This window comes from Streptomyces sp. NBC_00207 (assembly GCF_045160965.1).
In the GTDB taxonomy this organism is placed as follows: Bacteria; Actinomycetota; Actinomycetes; order Streptomycetales; family Streptomycetaceae; genus Streptomyces.
Window position 1 is genome coordinate 4,991,970 of record NZ_CP130715.1, and the last position, 17,743, is coordinate 5,009,712.

Annotated in this window: 20 protein-coding genes; 13 read left to right on the forward strand and 7 right to left on the reverse strand. The window is 73.3% G+C overall.

Features of this window, described 5'->3' with window-relative positions; genetic code table 11:
• Positions 1–11 precede the first annotated feature (11 nt).
• The 6 genes from OG472_RS23560 to OG472_RS23585 all read left to right on the forward strand — a co-directional run bounded on the left by OG472_RS23560 (position 12) and on the right by OG472_RS23585 (position 5,508).
• A complete protein-coding gene (locus OG472_RS23560) occupies positions 12–1,421 on the forward strand; it encodes a dihydrolipoamide acetyltransferase family protein (RefSeq protein ID WP_405942001.1) in 1,410 nt (469 codons plus the stop codon).
• Positions 1,422–1,529: 108 nt separating this feature from the next.
• The gene (locus tag OG472_RS23565) at positions 1,530–2,159 is read left to right on the forward strand and encodes a hypothetical protein (protein ID WP_405942002.1); all 630 of its coding nucleotides are present in this window, start codon (positions 1,530–1,532) and stop codon (positions 2,157–2,159) included.
• A 56-nt stretch (positions 2,160–2,215) separates the two neighbouring features.
• A complete protein-coding gene (locus OG472_RS23570) occupies positions 2,216–3,154 on the forward strand; it encodes a GNAT family N-acetyltransferase (RefSeq protein WP_405942003.1) in 939 nt (312 codons plus the stop codon).
• 108 nt (positions 3,155–3,262) lie between these two features.
• Positions 3,263–4,024, forward strand: coding sequence for a hypothetical protein (locus tag OG472_RS23575; protein WP_405942004.1), 762 nt, complete (start codon positions 3,263–3,265; stop codon positions 4,022–4,024).
• Between the two features lie 93 nt (positions 4,025–4,117).
• Entirely contained in the window at positions 4,118–4,882 is a 765-nt protein-coding gene (locus tag OG472_RS23580; RefSeq protein ID WP_401609886.1) for a hypothetical protein, read from the forward strand.
• A 59-nt stretch (positions 4,883–4,941) separates the two neighbouring features.
• Positions 4,942–5,508 carry a hypothetical protein gene (locus tag OG472_RS23585; protein ID WP_405942005.1) on the forward strand — a complete coding sequence of 189 codons (567 nt, stop codon included), beginning with the start codon at positions 4,942–4,944 and terminating at the stop codon, positions 5,506–5,508.
• Between the two features lie 12 nt (positions 5,509–5,520).
• Here the strand turns inward: OG472_RS23585 and OG472_RS23590 are convergent, their stop codons facing one another.
• Complete coding sequence (locus tag OG472_RS23590; RefSeq protein ID WP_401609881.1) at positions 5,521–5,940, reverse strand: PPOX class F420-dependent oxidoreductase; 420 nt, start codon at positions 5,938–5,940, stop codon at positions 5,521–5,523.
• A gap of 75 nt (positions 5,941–6,015) precedes the next feature.
• Positions 6,016–7,221, reverse strand: a complete 1,206-nt coding sequence (locus tag OG472_RS23595) for a DUF1266 domain-containing protein (protein WP_405942006.1) — start codon at positions 7,219–7,221, stop codon at positions 6,016–6,018.
• 103 nt (positions 7,222–7,324) lie between these two features.
• On the opposite strand from OG472_RS23595, the gene OG472_RS23600 reads away from it, so the two are divergent.
• A complete protein-coding gene (locus tag OG472_RS23600) occupies positions 7,325–7,639 on the forward strand; it encodes a glutaredoxin domain-containing protein (protein ID WP_405831116.1) in 315 nt (104 codons plus the stop codon).
• Between the two features lie 32 nt (positions 7,640–7,671).
• Here the strand turns inward: OG472_RS23600 and OG472_RS23605 are convergent, their stop codons facing one another.
• Positions 7,672–7,923, reverse strand: a complete 252-nt coding sequence (locus OG472_RS23605; RefSeq protein ID WP_401609874.1) for a hypothetical protein — start codon at positions 7,921–7,923, stop codon at positions 7,672–7,674.
• Positions 7,924–8,141: 218 nt separating this feature from the next.
• Here OG472_RS23605 and OG472_RS23610 point away from each other — a divergent pair, with 218 nt between their 5' ends.
• Positions 8,142–10,064 carry a C1 family peptidase gene (locus OG472_RS23610; protein WP_405942007.1) on the forward strand — a complete coding sequence of 641 codons (1,923 nt, stop codon included), beginning with the start codon at positions 8,142–8,144 and terminating at the stop codon, positions 10,062–10,064.
• A 29-nt stretch (positions 10,065–10,093) separates the two neighbouring features.
• Entirely contained in the window at positions 10,094–10,435 is a 342-nt protein-coding gene (locus tag OG472_RS23615; protein ID WP_405831120.1) for a protease inhibitor I42 family protein, read from the forward strand.
• On the opposite strand, the gene OG472_RS23620 is transcribed toward OG472_RS23615, so the two are convergent.
• Positions 10,407–11,597, reverse strand: coding sequence for a DUF418 domain-containing protein (locus tag OG472_RS23620; protein WP_405942008.1), 1,191 nt, complete (start codon positions 11,595–11,597; stop codon positions 10,407–10,409). The genes OG472_RS23615 and OG472_RS23620 overlap by 29 nt on opposite strands.
• A 161-nt stretch (positions 11,598–11,758) precedes the next feature.
• Between OG472_RS23620 and OG472_RS23625 the strand changes: the two genes are divergently transcribed.
• The 3 genes from OG472_RS23625 to OG472_RS23635 are packed head-to-tail and all read left to right on the forward strand — an operon-like array spanning position 11,759 to position 14,973.
• Positions 11,759–12,430 (forward strand): GntR family transcriptional regulator, encoded by a 672-nt coding sequence (locus tag OG472_RS23625; protein WP_405942009.1) that lies wholly within the window; start codon positions 11,759–11,761, stop codon positions 12,428–12,430.
• Positions 12,427–13,902 carry a nitrate/nitrite transporter gene (locus OG472_RS23630; protein ID WP_405942010.1) on the forward strand — a complete coding sequence of 492 codons (1,476 nt, stop codon included), beginning with the start codon at positions 12,427–12,429 and terminating at the stop codon, positions 13,900–13,902. Before OG472_RS23625 ends, OG472_RS23630 begins: the two co-directional genes overlap by 4 nt.
• A gap of 48 nt (positions 13,903–13,950) precedes the next feature.
• A complete protein-coding gene (locus OG472_RS23635) occupies positions 13,951–14,973 on the forward strand; it encodes a helix-turn-helix domain-containing protein (RefSeq protein ID WP_401609863.1) in 1,023 nt (340 codons plus the stop codon).
• Here OG472_RS23635 and OG472_RS23640 read toward each other — a convergent pair.
• Entirely contained in the window at positions 14,970–15,794 is an 825-nt protein-coding gene (locus OG472_RS23640) for a maleylpyruvate isomerase family mycothiol-dependent enzyme (protein WP_401609860.1), read from the reverse strand. The two genes, OG472_RS23635 and OG472_RS23640, sit on opposite strands and share 4 nt — an antisense overlap.
• 150 nt (positions 15,795–15,944) lie before the next feature.
• Here OG472_RS23640 and OG472_RS23645 point away from each other — a divergent pair, with 150 nt between their 5' ends.
• Positions 15,945–16,724 (forward strand): carbon-nitrogen family hydrolase, encoded by a 780-nt coding sequence (locus tag OG472_RS23645; protein ID WP_401609857.1) that lies wholly within the window; start codon positions 15,945–15,947, stop codon positions 16,722–16,724.
• Positions 16,725–16,729: 5 nt separating this feature from the next.
• Here OG472_RS23645 and OG472_RS23650 read toward each other — a convergent pair whose 3' ends face one another.
• Entirely contained in the window at positions 16,730–17,095 is a 366-nt protein-coding gene (locus tag OG472_RS23650) for a hypothetical protein (protein ID WP_405942011.1), read from the reverse strand.
• 143 nt (positions 17,096–17,238) lie between these two features.
• Positions 17,239–17,736, reverse strand: coding sequence for an LURP-one-related/scramblase family protein (locus OG472_RS23655; RefSeq protein ID WP_405831128.1), 498 nt, complete (start codon positions 17,734–17,736; stop codon positions 17,239–17,241).
• Positions 17,737–17,743 lie beyond the last annotated feature (7 nt).

Consider the following 17,743-nt stretch of genomic DNA (forward strand, 5'->3'; position numbering starts at 1 on the left):
GAGCCACGTTCATGACGATCCGCGAATTCAAGATGCCCGACGTGGGCGAGGGCCTCACCGAGGCCGAGATCCTCAAGTGGTACGTCCAGCCGGGTGACACGGTCACCGACGGTCAGGTCGTCTGCGAGGTCGAGACGGCCAAGGCCGCCGTGGAACTGCCGATCCCGTTCGACGGTGTCGTGCACGCGCTCCTCTTCGAGGAGGGCACCACCGTCGACGTCGGCCAGGTCATCATCTCGGTGCAGACGGAGGCCGGCGCCGCCGAGGCCCCGGTGCAGGAGGCGGCCCCGGCCGCAGCCGTCCCCGCGCCCGTCGCCGCCGAGCCGGAGGAGCCGGCCGCCGCGGCCCGCCAGCCCGTCCTGGTCGGCTACGGCGTCTCCACCGCCTCCACGAAGCGCCGCCCGCGCAAGGCGGCCGTCGGTGCACCCGCGCAGAACGGCACCGCCCCGGCGGCTCCGGCCGCGCCGGTGCTCCCCGCGGTCCCGGCGCAGCCGACCGGCGAGCGGCCGCTGGCCAAGCCGCCGGTGCGCAAGCTCGCCAAGGACCTCGGCATCGACCTGGCCGCGGTGGTTCCCACAGGTGACGGCGGGGTCGTGACCCGGGAGGACGTCCACGCGGCGGCCGCCGCGGCGATCGCCCCGCAGGCCGTGTCCGCCGAGGTCCCGGCAGCGGCTCCGGCGGCGGCTCCGGCCGTCCAGGCGGCCGAGGTGCCGGCCTCCGCGCGGGAGACCCGCATCCCGGTCAAGGGTGTGCGCAAGGTCACGGCCCAGGCCATGGTCGGCTCGGCCTTCACCGCACCGCACGTCACCGAGTTCATCACGCTCGACGTGACCCGCACGATGAAGCTGGTCCAGGAACTCAAGGACGACCCGGACCTCGCGGGGCTGCGCATCAACCCGCTGCTCCTCATCGCGAAGGCCGTCCTGGTCGCCATCCGCCGCAACCCGGACGTCAACGCGTCCTGGGACGAGGCGGCCCAGGAGATCGTGCTCAAGCACTACGTGAACCTGGGCATCGCGGCGGCCACCCCCCGCGGGCTGATCGTCCCGAACATCAAGGACGCCCACGCCAAGACGCTCGGCGAGCTGTCGACGTCCCTGTCCGAGCTGGTCGCCACGGCCCGCGACGGCAAGACGTCCCCGGCCGACATGCAGAACGGCACCATCACCATCACCAACGTCGGCGTCTTCGGCGTCGACACCGGTACGCCCATCCTGAACCCGGGCGAGTCCGCGATCCTCGCGGTCGGCGCGATCAAGCTCCAGCCGTGGGTCCACAAGGGCAAGGTGAAGCCGCGCCAGGTCACGACCCTGGCGCTGTCGTTCGACCACCGTCTCATCGACGGCGAACTCGGCTCCCGCTTCCTGGCCGACATCGCGGCGGTCCTGGAACACCCCCGCCGCCTGATCACCTGGTCGTAGCGGCACGCATCACGCCCCACCCGATGGCCGGTCCTCCCTCGCGGAGACCGGCCATCGGCCGTGGCGCAGCCGTACGGATGTCCGCGGGCCTCTGGAAGGAGCGGTGTGATGAACGACCGGATGGCCGGGGTGCCGGTGGCCTCGGAGACGACGCTCGTACGCGAGGTCTTCGGCCCGCTCGGCGCGCTCGTCGAGTGCGGCGCGGCGCTGGAATCGGTGTCGGTGGGCGAGTTCGTCGCCCGTCACCGCGGCGAGCTGGACCGGGTGCTGGACGTGGTGCGGCGGCTGGGTGCCTTCCATGCCGGGTCGATGGACATCATGGACGGGCTCGGCTACCTGCGGGAGCACGACGTCCCGCCGGTCACCCTGCTGATGTGGTCGGGATGCATCGAGGAGTACACCCCGGACCTCGGCGCACCGGAAGCGGTTCGCCGCATGGCCCGGACGGGCGCCGACCTCCAGCTGGCGCATCTCCTCCAGGCCCTGGTGGGGGTGGCGGCCCTGCGCGGCGGCGACGACGTGGAGTCCCCGGCCCGGGAGATCGCCGAGGTGATCGGCACGGTGTGCGTGTGGGGCGGGGCGGACGGCGGGCGGTCGCCGAACGAGGTGTTCCTGATGTGGCGGGTCGCGTTCCTTCCGGGGCTCCTGATGCCCTCGTCGGGCTCGCCGGAGCCCTTCAAGCGGCGCCTGCGGGAGTACGCGCACGCCCTGGAAGGGATCGTGGAACAGAGGGAGTGACCAGGCCGCGGGGAAACCCCTGGGCGGGGCGGCGAACCCCGTGTGATCATCGCCGGATGATCTACCGCGCTGCCACCGCAGACCCCGCAGACCTCGACCGCGCCGTCGCCTACCCGGCCGACGGCCCCGTCCCCGCCCTCACCGCCGGAAAGGTCCGTGAGGAGCTCGCCGAGAACCAGATCCGCCCCGAGTGGATCTGGTTCGCCGAGGACGAGGACGGCGAGATCCTGGCCCGTGCGCTGTGGTGGGGCCGCAGTGACAGCGAGCAGCCCATCGCGCTCGACTGCCTGCAGGTCCGGGCCTCCGTTGCCGACCCGGCCGGGGTCGCCGCCGGGCTGCTGGAGGCCGGCCACACCGCCTTCGGCAGGCTGCCGGGCTACAACGTCTCCCTGCCCCGCGGCTGGCGGGCCGACCCGGAGCTGGCCGCGGCGGTCGCCTGGCGCCAGGAGGCCGCGTACAAGTCGGGCCTGACGCGCGAGATCGAGCGGCTGCGCTACGAGTGGACGCCGGCCGCCGGGACGGCCGAGCCCACCGGCCGGCTCGTCTTCCGCGACGGCACCGACGAGGAGTTCCTGGACGCCTTCGTCCGGCTGTCCGCCGGCAGCCTCGACCTGCACACGCAGACCGAGCTCCAGTCGATGGAGGCGGAACAACTGGCCCGCGAGGACATCGAGTTCTACCTCGACTGCCCCGGCGAGCGCTCCTGGTGGCGGCTCGCCCACCTCCCGGACGGGACCCTCGCGGGCATGGCCATCCCTTCGGCGACCCCGTACCACCGCAACGTCGGCTACCTGGGCGTCGTACCCGAGCAGCGCGGCCAGGGCCTGATCGACGAGATCCTGGGCGAGATCACCCGCTTCCACGCGGCCGAGGGCGCGCAGCGCATCACCGCGACCACGGACACCGTCAACCTCCCGATGGCCGCCGCCTTCGACCGGGCCGGCTACGAGGTCACCGAGATCCGGCTGGTGCTGGAGGAACCGTCCGGGGCCTGAGGGGCGTTTGTCCCTTCGGGCCGCTGCTCGCACGGGAGGGGAACAGCCATGGAACCGACCGGGGAAAACTCCGCCCACCGCGACGGCAGAGGCGAACCAGGCCGCCTGGTGGGTGAGTTCAGTCGTCCGGTGCTGCCGGGCTACCGCGCCGAGCCGTCCTGCGACCCCGGCCGGAGCCGGGTCTTCCCGGCCCCGGTGCCCGCGGAGCTGCGGGCGCTCGGCAACGACGTCCGGGCGGCCGACTGGCCGGTGCGGCTCGCCTTCCGCAGCTCCCGGACCGCGCGGCTCGACACGCTCTGCCGCTGGCAGACCCTGCGCGCGCTGGCGTACGTACACCTGCTGGCCGCCCGCACGGGGGACGAGCGGCTGCCGGCCGACCTGAGGGTGGTTCCCGGCCCGGAGGCGGCCGGCGATCCGGGCCTGCCCGAGCTGCTGGCGAGGCTGGAGCAGGCCGCCGCCGGCCTCCCGGCGGACCTGCTGGACGCGGTCGTCTGCGACAGCGGCGGGCTGCTCGCCGACCATCGGTTCGCGGCATCGGTGCTGGCCGCCGGGCTCACCGCCGATTCCCGGCCGGGGGACCCGGACGAGGCGGTCTCCCGCGCCGTGGTGCTCACCAGCTACTGGTACGAGGTCCCCGGGCTGCGCGGCGCGCTGGCCCTGGCGTGGAGCGCGAACCTGTTCGTCCGCTCCTGGCTGGGGTGGTCGCAGCGGTTCGTGTACGGCGACCCGGCGGGAGGTATCGGCATCGCCTCCGACCCCCGCCCGCCCCGCCCGGCGGCGTCCGTCCTCCCGGCGTGGGCGGCGCCCCTGCTGGACCGCATCGAGCAGGGTCCGGGGGCGGCCTCCCGGCCCGGGCCGGCTTCGTCGTGAACGACAAGCCCTGAGCGCCCTGGTACGACGAGGTGGGCACCGGCGTACAGCGGTCGCCCCGGGCGGTAATCTCCCGCCCGGGGAGGGGGTCGGGTGTCCATCGCCGAATTGCAGGTGTACTCCGTCGAGGAGGCCGATGTCACGGGCGGCGTGTGCGTGGTCCGCTGCGTCGGAGGCGTCGCCCGGGCCGGGCAGGTCTACGCCGTGGGGGAGTCGAGGATCGGCCTGCGCCACATCGAGCGGTACGGGATGCCCGTGGCCTCCTTCGACGCCGGGCACGTCGCGAAGGTCCGCTTCACGGGCGCCATGGTCGCCCTGCTCACCCGCGGGCAGGTGCTGACCTCGGTGCCGCCCGACGGGCACTCGCTGGAGGACCTGGAGGCCTGGCTGGCCACCGGGCCGCCGCTGCGGGACGAGCCCCACCCGCGGACCCTGCGCGTCCTCGCCGGGGTGCGGATGCGGGACGAACGCCTCCCCGACGAGATCCGGTTGCGCTGGGGCCGGGTCGCGCTGGCCGCCGCCCACCGGTGCGCGCAGGCCGAGGGCACGCCCGCCCTGGTCCGGGCCCCCGAACTGGCCTGCGTACAGGCCTATTTGATCCAGCAGTTCGGCCCGGCCCGCGGCGGCGACCCGGCGGCCCTGTGCCGGGAGCTGCTGGCACTGATCGACCTGACCCCGGCGCAGGCCGCGGCGCAGGGCCGCGGCTGGCGCGACCTCCCCCACCACCGCATCCGGCACCTGCGCCGTATCAAGGGCCTGATCCCCTGGCTGACCGCCGTCCGCCCGCACCTGCCGGACGCGGGCCCCCTGGCGGAGGCGGTCGACGCCTGGTCGGCGGTCCGGCCCGTACTGCCGTGACCGGGCCGGTCGTGACGGGCCTGTTGCACCCGGCTGACCTGCGGCTATGCTCCGCTGCCATGAACATGGGCGGGGATCGCGTACAGGAGTCGACCGAGCAGTCGACCGAGCAGGCCGTGTTCGTCTACGAGCCGACACAGGACGACTACACGAAGGCCGTACGGCGCTTCACCTTCGGGACCTGGCCGGGGATCCGGGGCCAGATCGGCCTCGCGGCCTTCACCCTGGGGCTCTCGTGGGTGCTGCCGACGCTCAAGCGGTTCTCGCCCGCCGTGACGGCCTTCGTGATGGCCTGCGCCGTGCTCACCGCGCTGGTGACCCTCCCCCGGGTCCTGGCCCGCATCGCGCGGGAGCAGTACGCGGACATGGAGGACTACGGCGCCTGCCGGACGGTCGTCCGCGAGGACCGGCTGACCACCACGGGCGCAGGCGTGGACGGGGGCGCGGAGCTGTCCAGCGACATCGAATGGCGGGTCTTCCCCTGGTACTTCGAGACGGACGAGTTCTTCGCGGTCAAGACCAGGAACACCCGCGGGGTCTTCGTGCTGCCCAAGCGCGGCGCGCAGGATCCGGCCGATGTGGACCGGGTGCGGGCCCTCCTCGACCGGAACCTGCGCCGGATCTGACCGCCCGGGGTACTAGCCCGCTGCGCGGGCGGCGTTCCCGAGGACCTTGGTCGGGGTGATGCGGACGACCACGCGGACGTTCTCCGCCGGGGCGTCCCGGTACTCCTTGCCGCCACCCGGGCCGAGGTACTCCTCGGCGATGCGCACGGCCACCGCGCGGCCGACGTCCTCGGTGACGGTGGCCGTGCCGCGGATCTCAGCGTAGAGGAAGGGGTTGGCCAGGTCGAAGACGGTCAGGCCGACCCGCCCGTCCCGGACGATGTTGCGCTCCTTGCGGCGTCCCTGCTCCGTGGAGATCAGCAGGTCGCCCCCGTCGCGGGTCACCCAGATCACCGAACTCTGCGGACTGCCGTCGGGGTTGATGGTCGACAGGACGGCCGGGTGCGGGGAGTCGAGCAACCCGCGCACGGTCTCATTCAGCTCAACAGTCATGGCGGCGAGGCTAGCCGGGGGGCGGGCGGCCCGCCGCCGGTTTCCGGCCCGCCTGTGGGGACTAACCGAAGTCGTTCAGTTCCAGGGGATGTTGAGCCACGGGCTGGCCGGGTCGGTGGTCAGCGCGACGTGGGCGGCGAGGGCCGTCGTGTACCAGGTGCCGAACTCCTCCTCGTCGAAGTGCAGGCACCGGCCGAGAACGTACCCGGCGGAGAACTCCTTCCACGAGCGGTACGTCTGGCGGGCGGTGTCCCCGGCGCGCTGCACGGCCTTCTCGGCCTCGTGGAGGGTGCCGTACCGGCAGCCGATGCCCCAGCGGGCCATCTGGGAGGCCCGGCCGAGGTCCCAGGCCTCCACCGAGCGGACCCAGCCGTCCTCGGGGAGCAGTCCGTCGGCGCGGAAGCGCTGCTCGTAGCGGGCGATCCGGCCGATGAGGCGCTTGACGCCGGTGATCTCGCCCTCCACCTCGGCGGTGGGGCGCGGCTGGGCGACGGTGACCCCGTCGGGGGTGAGCTGCGGCTCGGCGGAACGCTCGGCGCTGCGGCGCAGGCTGGCCTCGGCGGCGTGCCGCCAGTGCTCGATGTCGACCGGCCCCGCGAAGTCGGAGGCGAGGACGCGGCGGACGCGGAGCGCGTACTCCCAGACGGGGCTGACCATGTCCGCGGTCAGGAGCTGCTCCAGGGCGGAGAGCCAGCCGACGCGGTCGGTGATGCCCCACCACTTCGCGAGGCGGCGGCGCTCGGCCGTGTAGCCGCTGCCGTGGTGGGCGAGCGCGTTCCAGAACTCGCCGTTCGACACGGCGAGATGGCCGCCGACGGCGAGGCCGTGGGCGATGGGCCCGTGCAGCGGCCCGCCGGTGAAGAGGCCGTGGACCTTCCCCTCGGGCAGGCCGTACGCGGGCGCGGCGTCCGCGTGTGCGCGCCAGCGGGCCAGGTCGGCGGGGGTGGTGGTGAGGTAGGCCTCGGTGGGGGAGCCCGGGTTCACGGCGAGGAAGGCGGGGTCGGTGGGGGCCCAGACCTTGGCGTACCAGCCCAGGCCATGGGACTCGTAGACCCACTCGGGGGTGGGCGCGGGCAGCATGCCGGCGGTGTGGACGACGAGCATGCGGTCCGGGGTGGCGTGGAAGAACACCGACTCGGGGTGCGCGTCCGCCTGGACGCGGGGCTGCGCGAGATAGAGCTGCGCGCGGGCGAGTACGTCGAAGTAAGCGGCCCAGTCGCCGCCGGCCTTGGCCTCGTACAGCTCTCTCTCGATGACGCTCGGCGCGATCCAGGTCCCCATACGGGGACCTTATACGGGCCCTTCCGCGGCCCGTCCGGCCCGTCCGGCCCTCTCCCTGACCGGCGGCTTTCCGGCATAGGCTTCAGGGCATGACCCTGCTCCCGTGCGTGAAGTCCGCCCACTCGGCGGCGCGATGAACGACGGCATGACGGACGACGGCATGACCGACGACGGCATGACGGACGAAGTCACCGTGTACTGGCGGCCGGGGTGCGTGTTCTGCATCAAGCTGCGTACGCAGCTGCGCCTGGCCCGGATCCCGTACCGGAAGGTCGACATCTGGCGGGACCCCGAGGCGGCGGCGTTCGTCCGCAGCGTGGCCGACGGCAACGAGACCGTCCCGACGGTGGTCGTCGGCGACCACCCGGCCATGGTGAACCCGTCCGTACGACGGATCCGTGAGGCCCTGCACGGCTGAACCCGTCCAGGCCCCGGCAGCCGGGGCCGGTCCTACAGGCCCGAGGCCGCCTTCATCCCCGCGAAGACGGTGATCAGGACCGTGGCCAGGACGACGACCTGGTTCCGCTTCCCCTGCAGGCGCTTGCGCTCGGCGGGCGCGATGCCGCTCTTGTCCGCGAGGTTGCGCCAGGGCTTGCTGAGGCGCCAGAGGAACGTGATGGCGAGGGCGGCCACGGCGAAGGTTCCGAAAACCTGCCCGGCGGCATAGCTCTGCGAAGTGGGGTCCACGGACAGGGGGATCATGAACCGCATCGTATGCGTGCCCGAATTGCCCGTGGATCACGATCGGGCATCAGCCGTACCGCCCGCGCGCGTCCGGATCCGGCCGCCGCCCCGGGGAAGGTCCGGGCGGCACGCCCCCCGTGCCACCGCGCGACCGTGCGGACCCCCTTGACGCCCCCTGGTGGTGGCGGGACGCTCGCGGGTCTCGCATCCGAGCGGTTGCACACTGGGGGGCCGGTATGCCGGAGGAGTCTGTCCAGACGGTGGGGGAGCTGCGGGCGCGGCTCGCGGCGCGGGGGGCGCGCTGGTCCGTCCTGGAGCACCTGGCCGACGAGGAGCCGGTGCCGCGGCCCTCGCTCGGTCTGGAGCCCGGGGCGAACCTGACGCCCGCCGCGGACGTGGCGCCCGTCGATCTGCGGGGGATGATCGGGCACGCGAGCGGGAATCCCCACCTGACCCGGCGCCGGGCCGCCCACGGGTTCCTGCCGGGACCGGCGACGACCGGCGCCGCCCGGCCCGCCGCCGTGGACTGGCGCAACCGCTGGGGCCTGCCGTGGATCACCAAGGTGAAGGACCAGAACCCGTGCGGTTCCTGCTGGGCCTTCGGCGCCGCCGGCCTGGTGGAGTCCATGGCCCGCATCGAGCACTGCGTATGGGCGGAGCGTTCCGAGGGGGACGTGCACGACGGTCTGCGCTTCACCTGCGGGCAGGGTTCCAATCCGGAGACCGCGCTCGACTGGGTCAAGGGCAACGGCGGGCTGGCGGACCCGGACTGCTGGCCGTACAGCACCCCGCCCGCCGGTCTGCCCGCCGCCCGGCGCGACGCCTGGCGCGCCGAGTACACGCCCAGCTGGGACCGGTCCGGGCGCACCGTCCGGATCACCGACTACGTGCGGCTCGGCGATGTGGAGCAGCAGAAGGTCTGGCTGGACACGGTCGGCCCGCTGACCGCCTGCTTCGACGTGTACGACGACTTCTTCGGCCTCGGCTCCGGCGTCTACCACCGCACCAGCGACCGGCTCGCGGGCGGCCACTGCGTGCTGATCGTCGGCTACGACGACGCGGCCGGCTGCTGGCTGTTCAAGAACTCCTGGGGGACCGGCTACCACGTCGGCGGCTACGGCCGGATCGCCTACGGCGAGGTCAAGATCGACTACTGGGCCAAGTGCGGCCTGCGCGGCACCAACATCGACCCGTGGACCAAGCGCCGCCTGCACACCGGCAACGTCTACGAGAGCGGCAACGGCCGCGCCCACCGCAACTTCGAGCTCCTCGCCACCACCACCGGCGGCCGTCTCCAGCACTGGTGGCGCGACGGCGATGCCCCCTTCGCGTGGGCCCGCGCGGACGCCTTCGCGAACGACGCCTCCGGCCAGCCCGCCTTCACCGGGACCACCTACAACCGCAACATGGAGTCCCTGCACGTGACCACCGGCGGCCGGCTGCGCCACTGGTACTTCGAGCAGTCCGTGCGCGTCTGGCGCGACGGCGGGGCCTTCGGCCCGGGCGACGCCGCCGTCGGATCGACCCCGGCCTTCATCCAGAGCGACTACGGCAAGCCCGGCAACTTCGAGGTCGTCGTGCGGACCGCCGACGGCCGCCTCAACCACTGGTGGCGCATCAACGGCGCCCCCTGGACCTGGAACGACGGCGGCCGCTTCGCCTCCGGCATCGCCCACTTCGGCCCCGCCCTCGTCCAGACCCGCAGCCGCCACCTCGACCTCGTCGCCGCCCGCACCGACGGCCGCATGCAGCTGTGGTGGCGAGACGACCCGAACGGCTTCGCCTGGCGCCCCGGGGAGGTCTTCGGCAGCGGTACGCCGGCCGTCTCCGCGCCCTGCCTGATCGAGGGCCAGTACGGGGCCGCCGACGAGGACACCGCCGGGAACTACGAGCTGTGCGTGGCCGTCGCCGGCGGGCGCGTGGAGCACTGGTGGCGCGGCAACGCGGGCGGCTCGGCCTGGAGCCGCAGCGCGGTCTTCGGGCACGACGTCGCCGCGGTCACCGGGATGCTCCAGGGCAGTTTCGGGTTCAACCTGGAAGTCGTCGTCCTGCGCACCGACCGCCGCCTCCAGCACTACTGGCGTGGGGGCACCTCCCGGACGGAGTCTGGGGGAGCGGCGGGCTGGCACGAGGGGGCGGTCATCGGCCCCGTCGGCTGAGACGCGACAGCGGAGAGGACCTGGCGGGCGTGGAGGTACGGAGCGTCGTGCTGAGCCCCGGTGAACCGTACGAGCTGCGGCTCACCGGGCGCGGCGCGCGCGGATACGTGTGGACCTGGCAGGTCACGGGGGACGCGGACGTGGTGGCGGTGACGGAGGGGCCGACGGCCTCCGGCGACAGCCTCCCCGGGGCCCCGGTCGAGCGGACGTACGTCGTACGGGGCCTTCCCCCGGGCGGCGGCCGGGCCCGGATCCGCTTCGCCCAGGTCCGGCCGCCCTACCCGCAGGAGGCTCCGTACGACGAGTTCGTGCTGGACGTGGAGGTCACCCCGCGGGCGGGCGTCACCCCGCGGCCGGGCGGCGCGGCCTGAGGACCGCGTGCTGCACGGCCTCCAGGGGGCCGCGCTCGAAGCGCTGCAGCCACAGCCGCGACCCGGCCATCAGGGTCAGGCTCACCCCGGCCCACAGGCCCATCACCCACCAGGGGCCGCTGCCGCCCAGCCGGTCGGCGAGGCCCAGCCCGATGCCGTAGCAGAGCAGCATGCAGAGCAGGTTCTGGCCGACGTAGCAGGACAGGGCGGTGCGGCCGACGGAGCCGAGGGCGGTGGTCACGGAGGCGGGCACCCACAGCCGGTCGAGGGCGATGCCGATCAGGCCTATGTAGCCGAGGGCGAGCAGCGGGGCGGCGCCGTAGCGGCCCAGGGCGAAGAAGTCGTCGCCGCCGACGGCGGTCGCGGCGTTCAGGGGCAGTCCGAGGCCCAGCCCCCAGGCGGCCAGCCGGGCCCGGATGCGGCGGCCCCCGTCGGTGGCGGTGAAGGCGCCGGCTCGGTGGAGCCGCACACCGAGGAGGAAGAGGAAGACCAGCAGGCCGAAGGAGAAGACGGGCTCGATGCGCAGGGCGAGGGGGTTCTCCAGGCGGAAGGCGATCTGCGCTCCGTAGCCGCCGTGCGCGTACAGCTCCACGGCGGCCGGATCCGGTCCGTCCGGCGCGCTGTCCGTCCGGCTCAGCGAGTCGAGGGTCGCCAGGGCGACCAGGGCCAGGTGCAGCCCGCCCGCCGTCCACATGGCCACCCGCCGGACCTTCTCGGAGCGGGCCAGCAGCCGGGCCACCAGCAGCGCGGTGACGGCGTAGCCCATCAGCACGTCCCAGGCGAAGACGAGGACGAAGTGGACCGTGCCCTCGAGGAAGAGGAACGCGGCCCGCCGCGGGTAGCGGCCGGGCCAGGGCTCGCCGCGGCGCGCGGCGGAGTCGTACTGGATGGCCAGGCCCACCCCGAAGAGGATCGTCAGCAGCGCCAGGAACTTGCCGTCGGCGAGGAACCGGAAGACGGCCTCGGCGATGTTCGCGGCGGAGGGGTCCGCGATCGGGTCGGGCGTTCCCAGACCGCCCTGGAGCACGCTCCACTCCGAGCCGGGGGAGGCGAAGATCCAGACGTTGGTCATGAGGGTGCCGAGGATGGCGGCGCCGCGCAGGATGTCCAGCAGGGGGAGCCGGGTGGTCGTGCGGACCACCGGGGCGAGGGTGTCGGCCATGACTCCAGGCTCCCGGCGCGCGGGGCCGCGTACGTCCTGCGGCCGGACGAAGCCGCGGTACATCCTTCGATGCAGGGGGAGCGCGAACGGGTAGGAGGGGCGGCGGTCCACATCCCGGACCGGGCTCCGGCTTGCACCTCTGTTGTATCTATGCTGTGCGCATGTCCGCCACCCCCGCCGCCACCCCCGCCGCCACCAGCACCGCGACCGCCGCCGAACGCGTCTACCAGCACGTCAAGCACGGTGTGCTCGACCGCCGCTACGAAGGCGGCACCCTCCTCACCGAGGGCGAACTCGCCGAGGCCGTCGGAGTGTCCCGCACCCCGGTCCGCGAGGCGCTGCTGCGCCTGGAGACGGAGGGGCTGCTGAAGCTGTACCCGAAGAAGGGCGCGCTGGTGCTGCCGGTCTCCGCGCAGGAGATCACGGACGTGCTCGAAACCCGGCTGCTGGTGGAGGAGTTCACCGTACGCAGAGCCGTACCGGCGCCACCCGGCCTGCTGGACCGGCTCGCCGCCCTGCTGGAGGAACAGCGCCGGCACGCCGCCGCGGGAGACCTCGCCGCGATGATGGCCGCCGACCGGGGCTTCCACGCCGAGATCGTGCGCAGTGCCGGCAATCAGATCCTGTGCCGCCTCTACGACCAACTCCGCGACCGGCAGCTGCGGATGGGCGTGGCCCTGCTGCACGCCCACCCCGACCGGCTGGAGCGCACCCTGGCCGAGCACTCCGAGATCCTGGACGCGCTGCGGGCCGGGGACGCGGACACGGCCGCCGCGGTGGTCCGCGGCCACATCGGGCGGGTCGGGGAACTGGTCCGGGGGCCGGGCCGGTGACGGCCCCGGGGAGCGCGCCGCAGCCGGTCGAGGACCCGCCCGGCGGCGGACGGGCCGTCGCCGTCTGGTCCATCGGCGTCGCCGTCTACTTCGTGGCGGTGATCTTCCGTACCAGCCTGGGCGTGGCCGGTCTCGACGCCGCCGACCGCTTCCACGTCAACGCCTCGGCGCTGGCCGCCTTCTCCCTCCTCCAGCTGCTCGTCTACGCCGGCATGCAGATACCCGTGGGCCTGATGGTCGACCGGCTCGGCACCAAGAAGGTGCTGACGCTGGGCGCGGTGCTCTTCACCGTCGGCCAGCTCGGCTTCGCGCTCTCGCCCTCCTACGGGATGGCGCTCGCCGCGCGGGCGCTGCTCGGCTGCGGCGACGCGATGACCTTCATCTCGGTGCTGCGGCTCGGCACCCGCTGGTTCCCGGCCCGGCGCGGGCCGCTGATGGCGCAGCTCGCCGGGCTGGTCGGCATGGCGGGCAACCTCGTCTCCACGCTCGTCCTCGCCCCCGTCCTGCACGGGGTCGGCTGGACCGCCGCCTTCGCGGGGAGCGCGGTGGCCGGACTGGTGGTGCTGGTCCCGCTGGTGCTGTTCCTGCGGGACCACCCGGAGGGGCACGAGCCGGCGCCGGCGGGCGTCCGGGCCGCGGGACCTGCCGCGGGGGCTCATGCGGGAGCTTCCGGCGGGTTCGTCCGCCGTCAGATACGGGAGTCCTGGAGCGAACCGGGCACTCGCCTCGGCCTGTGGGTGCACTTCACGACGCAGTTCCCGGCGATGGTGTTCCTGCTGCTGTGGGGGATGCCGTTCCTGGTGGAGGCGCAGGGGCTGTCGCGGACCACCGCGGGCGGACTGCTCACGCTGGTGGTCGCCTCCAACATGGCGCTCGGGCTGGTCTACGGCCAGATCGTCGGCCGCCGCCAGTCCGCCCGGATCCCCCTCGCGCTGGGCACGGTCGGCCTCACGGCCCTCCTCTGGGCGGCCGTCCTCGCCTACCCGGGGGACAGGGCGCCGATGGGGCTGCTGATCGCCCTGTGCCTGGTCCTCGGCGGCTGCGGGCCGGCGTCGATGATCGGCTTCGACTTCGCCCGCCCGGCCAACCCGGCGGAGCGCCAGGGCACCGCCTCCGGCATCACGAACATGGGCGGCTTCATCGCGTCGATGACCACGCTGCTGACCGTGGGCGTCCTGCTCGACGCCACCGGCGACGACTACCGCATCGCCTTCTCGACGGTGTTCGTCCTCGAAGCGCTGGGCGTCTCCCAGATCCTCCGGCTGCGCCGTCCCGCGCTGGCCCGGGAGGCGGCGCGGGAGGCGGCCCGGGAGGTGGCCACCCACCGCATCACGATCCCCGCGCCCGCGCCCGTACCCGCAGGTGGGACCGCACGCGGAGGCGCGGAACCGGGTGCGGAACGGAGACCGGAACCGGACCCGGTCTCCCGTGCGTGTCCCCTGCCGGACGCCGCAGGGCGCGAGGGACCGTAGGGCCGCCCTCCCGGGAGGGAGCGGCGGCATCAGGAGGGGGAAGCAGGGATGTGGACGAAGCTGTCCGCCGACACCGTGCCGGAGGCGGAGAGGTTCGACTGGTTCAACGACGTCGTCTCCAACTCGCTCATGCCGCTCGCCCTCGCCAGTGAAAGGTCCGCCGAATTCCAGGCGGACGCGGCCGTGCTGGACCTCGGCGCCGTACAGGTGTCGTCCTTCGAGTACTCGCACGTACGGTCGCGGCGCACGCCCGCACTCATCCGGCGCGGGGACCCCGAGCAGTACCAGCTGTCGCTGCTGACCCGCGGCCGGATGTGGATGTCCCAGTGCGGCGGCGAAGCGGAACTCGCCCCCGGCGACATGATCCTGTGGGACACCTCACACCCCTTCGAGGCCGACTGCCGCCCCGGGAACGGCACGCTCGGGGCGCTGGTCGTCCAGCTCCCGAGGACCGCGCTGCCCCTGCGCGCCGGCCGGATCGACCCGCTGCTCGGCCGCCGCATCGGCGCGGAGAGCGGGATGGCCGCGATCCTGGCGCAGTTCCTCACCTCACTCGGAACGCACGGATCCGAATGCTCGCCGCAGGAGCTCCGGCGGCTCGGCACGGTGGCCGTCGAACTGTCCGCCGCCGTCCTCGCCCAGCGCGCCGACGCCTACGGGGAACTCCCCGCCGAGGCCCGCACCCGCGCCCTGCGCGAGCGGATCGACGTCTTCATCGAGCACCACCTCGGGGACCCCGAACTCACCCCGGGCCTGATCGCCGCCGCGCACGGGATCTCCGTACGCCGCCTGTACCTGCTGTTCCGCGAGGGATCGGAGAGCGTCTCGGCCACCGTCCGGCGCCGCCGCCTGGAACGCTGCCGCGACGATCTGGCCCGCCCGGAGCTGGCCGGCCGGCCCGTCCACGACATCGCCGCCCGCTGGTGCTTCGGCAATGCCGCGGCCTTCAGCCGTGCCTTCCGCGAGGCGTACGGAATCAGTCCTACCGAATTCCGCCGCGCCGCAGCGCGCGCCGAGCAGACCAAGCAGACCCGGCAGACCTCACGGTCTCAGCCCTCTCGGCAGCCCTAGGGCGTCACGGAGAACTGCGTGAGGATGGCCTCCGCCAGCTCCGCGTCGCCCTCCACCTTCACCCGGTCGGCGAGGACGTGCGCGCGCACCCGCCCCGCCGCCAGCCGGACGTACGTCTCCCAGTCCATCGTCAGCGTCACGGCCGGCCCGAGCGACGGCGACTTGTCCACGGTGCCGCGGCCGTCGGCGTCCACCCGTACCGTCCGCATGAACTCCAGCGCACCGTGCACGTCGATCACCACCGCCGAGTTCGCCGGCGCCCCCGCCCGCTTCGCCACCACCTTCGGCAGCCCGGCCAGCAGCAGGTCCCGCGCCACGTACGCACCCGGCGAGTCCCAGTTCCCCGGCACGCCCAGCGCCGCCCGCAGGTCCTGCTCGTGGATCCACACGTCGAACGCGCGCAGCCGCAGCGCGTGCTCCAGCGTCACCTGGTCGCCCAGCGGACCCCGCACCATCGTGTCCGGATCCCGCTTCTCGTTCCGCAGCTGCCGCGAGCGCCGGATGACGGTGTACTCCAGCTCCGAGGTCATCTCCGGCGCGGTGTGGTGGCGCCGCACGTCGACCTGCACCTCCATGTACCGGCTGAACTCGTCCACCACGTGCCGCAGGTCCCGCGCCACGGTGTGAATCGGCCGCGGGTCCCCGAGCTGCTCGCATTCGATGCCGATGATGTGTGACACGACGTCACGGACCGACCAGCCGGGACACGGCGTCGCCCGGTTCCACTCGCCCTCCGTCAGGGGGAGGACCAGCTCGGATATCGCCTCGATGGAGTGGGTCCACGCGTCGGCATAGGGCTGAAGGCTGGGATGGACGGTCAACGGGACCCCTCGCGGTGCTGTTCAGTGGCGCGTTTTCGGAAGCAGTGGACTCAGTTTCCAAAACTACGCTGCCGGTGAGCACCCCGGCAGTGCTTTCGTGTGACGATCGTAGGCCCGAGTTGACGGCTTGAACGCCAGGACGGTGGTAGTGTGCGCGCCTCGCTGATCCAAATCGCAGTGAACGAGGGCGAGTCGGTGACTTCCCGACGTGCCCGCGTGGCCGAGCTCGTACGCGAGCAGGCGGACTCCGACCTCGTCGTGCTGCCGGAACTGTGGCCGGTCGGCGCATTCGCGTACGAGCAGTTCGAGACCGAGGCCGAACCACTGGACGGCCCGACCTACGAGGCCATGTCCAAGGCCGCCCGCGACGCCGGGGTCTGGCTGCACGCCGGCTCGATCGTGGAGCGCGCGGGCGACGGCTCCCTCTACAACACCGCCCTCGTCCTCTCGCCGGCCGGCGAGCTGGCCGCCACCTACCGGAAGATCCACCGCTTCGGCTTCGACCAGGGCGAGGCGGTGCTCATGTCGCCGGGCGACTCCCTGACCACGGTGGTGCTGCCGGAGCAGATCCTCGGCATCGCCACCTGCTACGACCTGCGCTTCCCGGAGCTGTTCCGCGGCCTGGTCGACGCCGGGGCCACCACGATGGTCGTCGCGGCGGGCTGGCCCGCGCGCCGCCGGTCGCACTGGACCCTGCTCAACCGGGCACGCGCCGTCGAGGACCAGTCGTACGTCCTGGCGTGCGGGCTGGCCGGCACCCACGCGGGCGTCGAGCAGGCCGGGCACAGCCTGGTGGTGGACCCGTGGGGCGAGGTCCTGGCGGAGGCCGGCCCCGGCGAGGCGGTCCTCACCGTGGACCTGGACCCGGCCAAGGTCCCCGACACCCGCGCCCAGTTCCCGGCCCTGAAGGACCGCCGCCTGGGCCGCTGAGCCGGTCAGCCGGTGTGGAGCCAGGACCAGATCGCGAGCGCGGTGGGAACCGGGCACGCCAGGGCGCCCAGCAGGAGCAGACGGCTCGACACTGCCAGCCGGCGGATACCGGGGGCGAACGCCAGAGCGGTGAGCGCCGCGGCGGCGCCCACCGGGATCAGGGCGACGCGCAGGACGAGACCTCCGACCGGGGCCCCGGATGCCGCGCTCCAGACGATGACGATGGTGAAGAGACTGGCCAGCCAGGCGACCGAAAGGAGAGTGACCGTCCACAGCAGGGCCGCGAGCACGGCGACGCCGGGCCGCTCCTTGGGGACGGGCCTCGTCGGCTGCCACGGGCCGTACAAGGCCGTGTACGTGCTGGGGTTCACCGTGGGCTCCTTCCGTGGGGACATCCACGATCCTCGCCCCCAGCCCGCCACCACGGCATGAGCACGCATGCTCATTTCCCGCGGGCCGGTACTCACCCGGGCGCGGAGACGGGCACGGGCGCGGGGGCGGGCACCGGCACGGGCTAGAGCCCGTCCTCCCGCTCCTTCTCCGCCATCCGGATCACGCACACCGCGACCGCGACGAGCAGCGCCGCGTCCGCGTCCTCGCGGACCACGTCCACCGCGTACGTCTCGCGGACCCGGTACCACTGCCGTGAGATCAGCGCGAGCAGCTCCCCGTCGTACTCGACCTTGAACTCCCGGTCCAGGATCCGCCCGCTGACGTCGAGCTCGGTGCCCTCGGCCATGGTCACGCGGAAGTGGTTGCGCAGCAGTGAGAGCCGCTTCCTGCGGATCACCGCGAGCCGCCGCTGGTCCCGCTCCAGCGTCATCGCGTCCCGCAGGGTGAACAGCTTCTCCCGCAGGGTGATCAGGATCAGCCCGTCCGGATCCTTCAGCTCCAGCGTGTCCCGGAAGCGCAGCGCCTTCCCGTCGACGAGGAAGGCGTGCCGTCCCTCCTCGTCCTCGATCCAGGAGTCGTCCCCGATGGCCAGCATTTTGTCCCGAACGAGGTATTTCATGCGCTGA

Coding starts and splice junctions, on each gene's coding strand:
- OG472_RS23620 (WP_405942008.1), bottom strand. CDS start 11,597: ATGGCCGACACCCTCGCCCCGGTGGTCCGCACGACCACCCGGCTCCCC.
- OG472_RS23595 (WP_405942006.1), bottom strand. CDS start 7,221: ATGGGGACCTGGATCGCGCCGAGCGTCATCGAGAGAGAGCTGTACGAG.
- OG472_RS23560 (WP_405942001.1), top strand. CDS start 12: ATGACGATCCGCGAATTCAAGATGCCCGACGTGGGCGAGGGCCTCACC.
- OG472_RS23570 (WP_405942003.1), top strand. CDS start 2,216: ATGATCTACCGCGCTGCCACCGCAGACCCCGCAGACCTCGACCGCGCC.
- OG472_RS23565 (WP_405942002.1), top strand. CDS start 1,530: ATGAACGACCGGATGGCCGGGGTGCCGGTGGCCTCGGAGACGACGCTC.
- OG472_RS23585 (WP_405942005.1), top strand. CDS start 4,942: ATGAACATGGGCGGGGATCGCGTACAGGAGTCGACCGAGCAGTCGACC.
- OG472_RS23635 (WP_401609863.1), top strand. CDS start 13,951: ATGTGGACGAAGCTGTCCGCCGACACCGTGCCGGAGGCGGAGAGGTTC.
- OG472_RS23610 (WP_405942007.1), top strand. CDS start 8,142: ATGCCGGAGGAGTCTGTCCAGACGGTGGGGGAGCTGCGGGCGCGGCTC.
- OG472_RS23590 (WP_401609881.1), bottom strand. CDS start 5,940: ATGACTGTTGAGCTGAATGAGACCGTGCGCGGGTTGCTCGACTCCCCG.
- OG472_RS23625 (WP_405942009.1), top strand. CDS start 11,759: ATGTCCGCCACCCCCGCCGCCACCCCCGCCGCCACCAGCACCGCGACC.
- OG472_RS23655 (WP_405831128.1), bottom strand. CDS start 17,736: ATGAAATACCTCGTTCGGGACAAAATGCTGGCCATCGGGGACGACTCC.
- OG472_RS23605 (WP_401609874.1), bottom strand. CDS start 7,923: ATGATCCCCCTGTCCGTGGACCCCACTTCGCAGAGCTATGCCGCCGGG.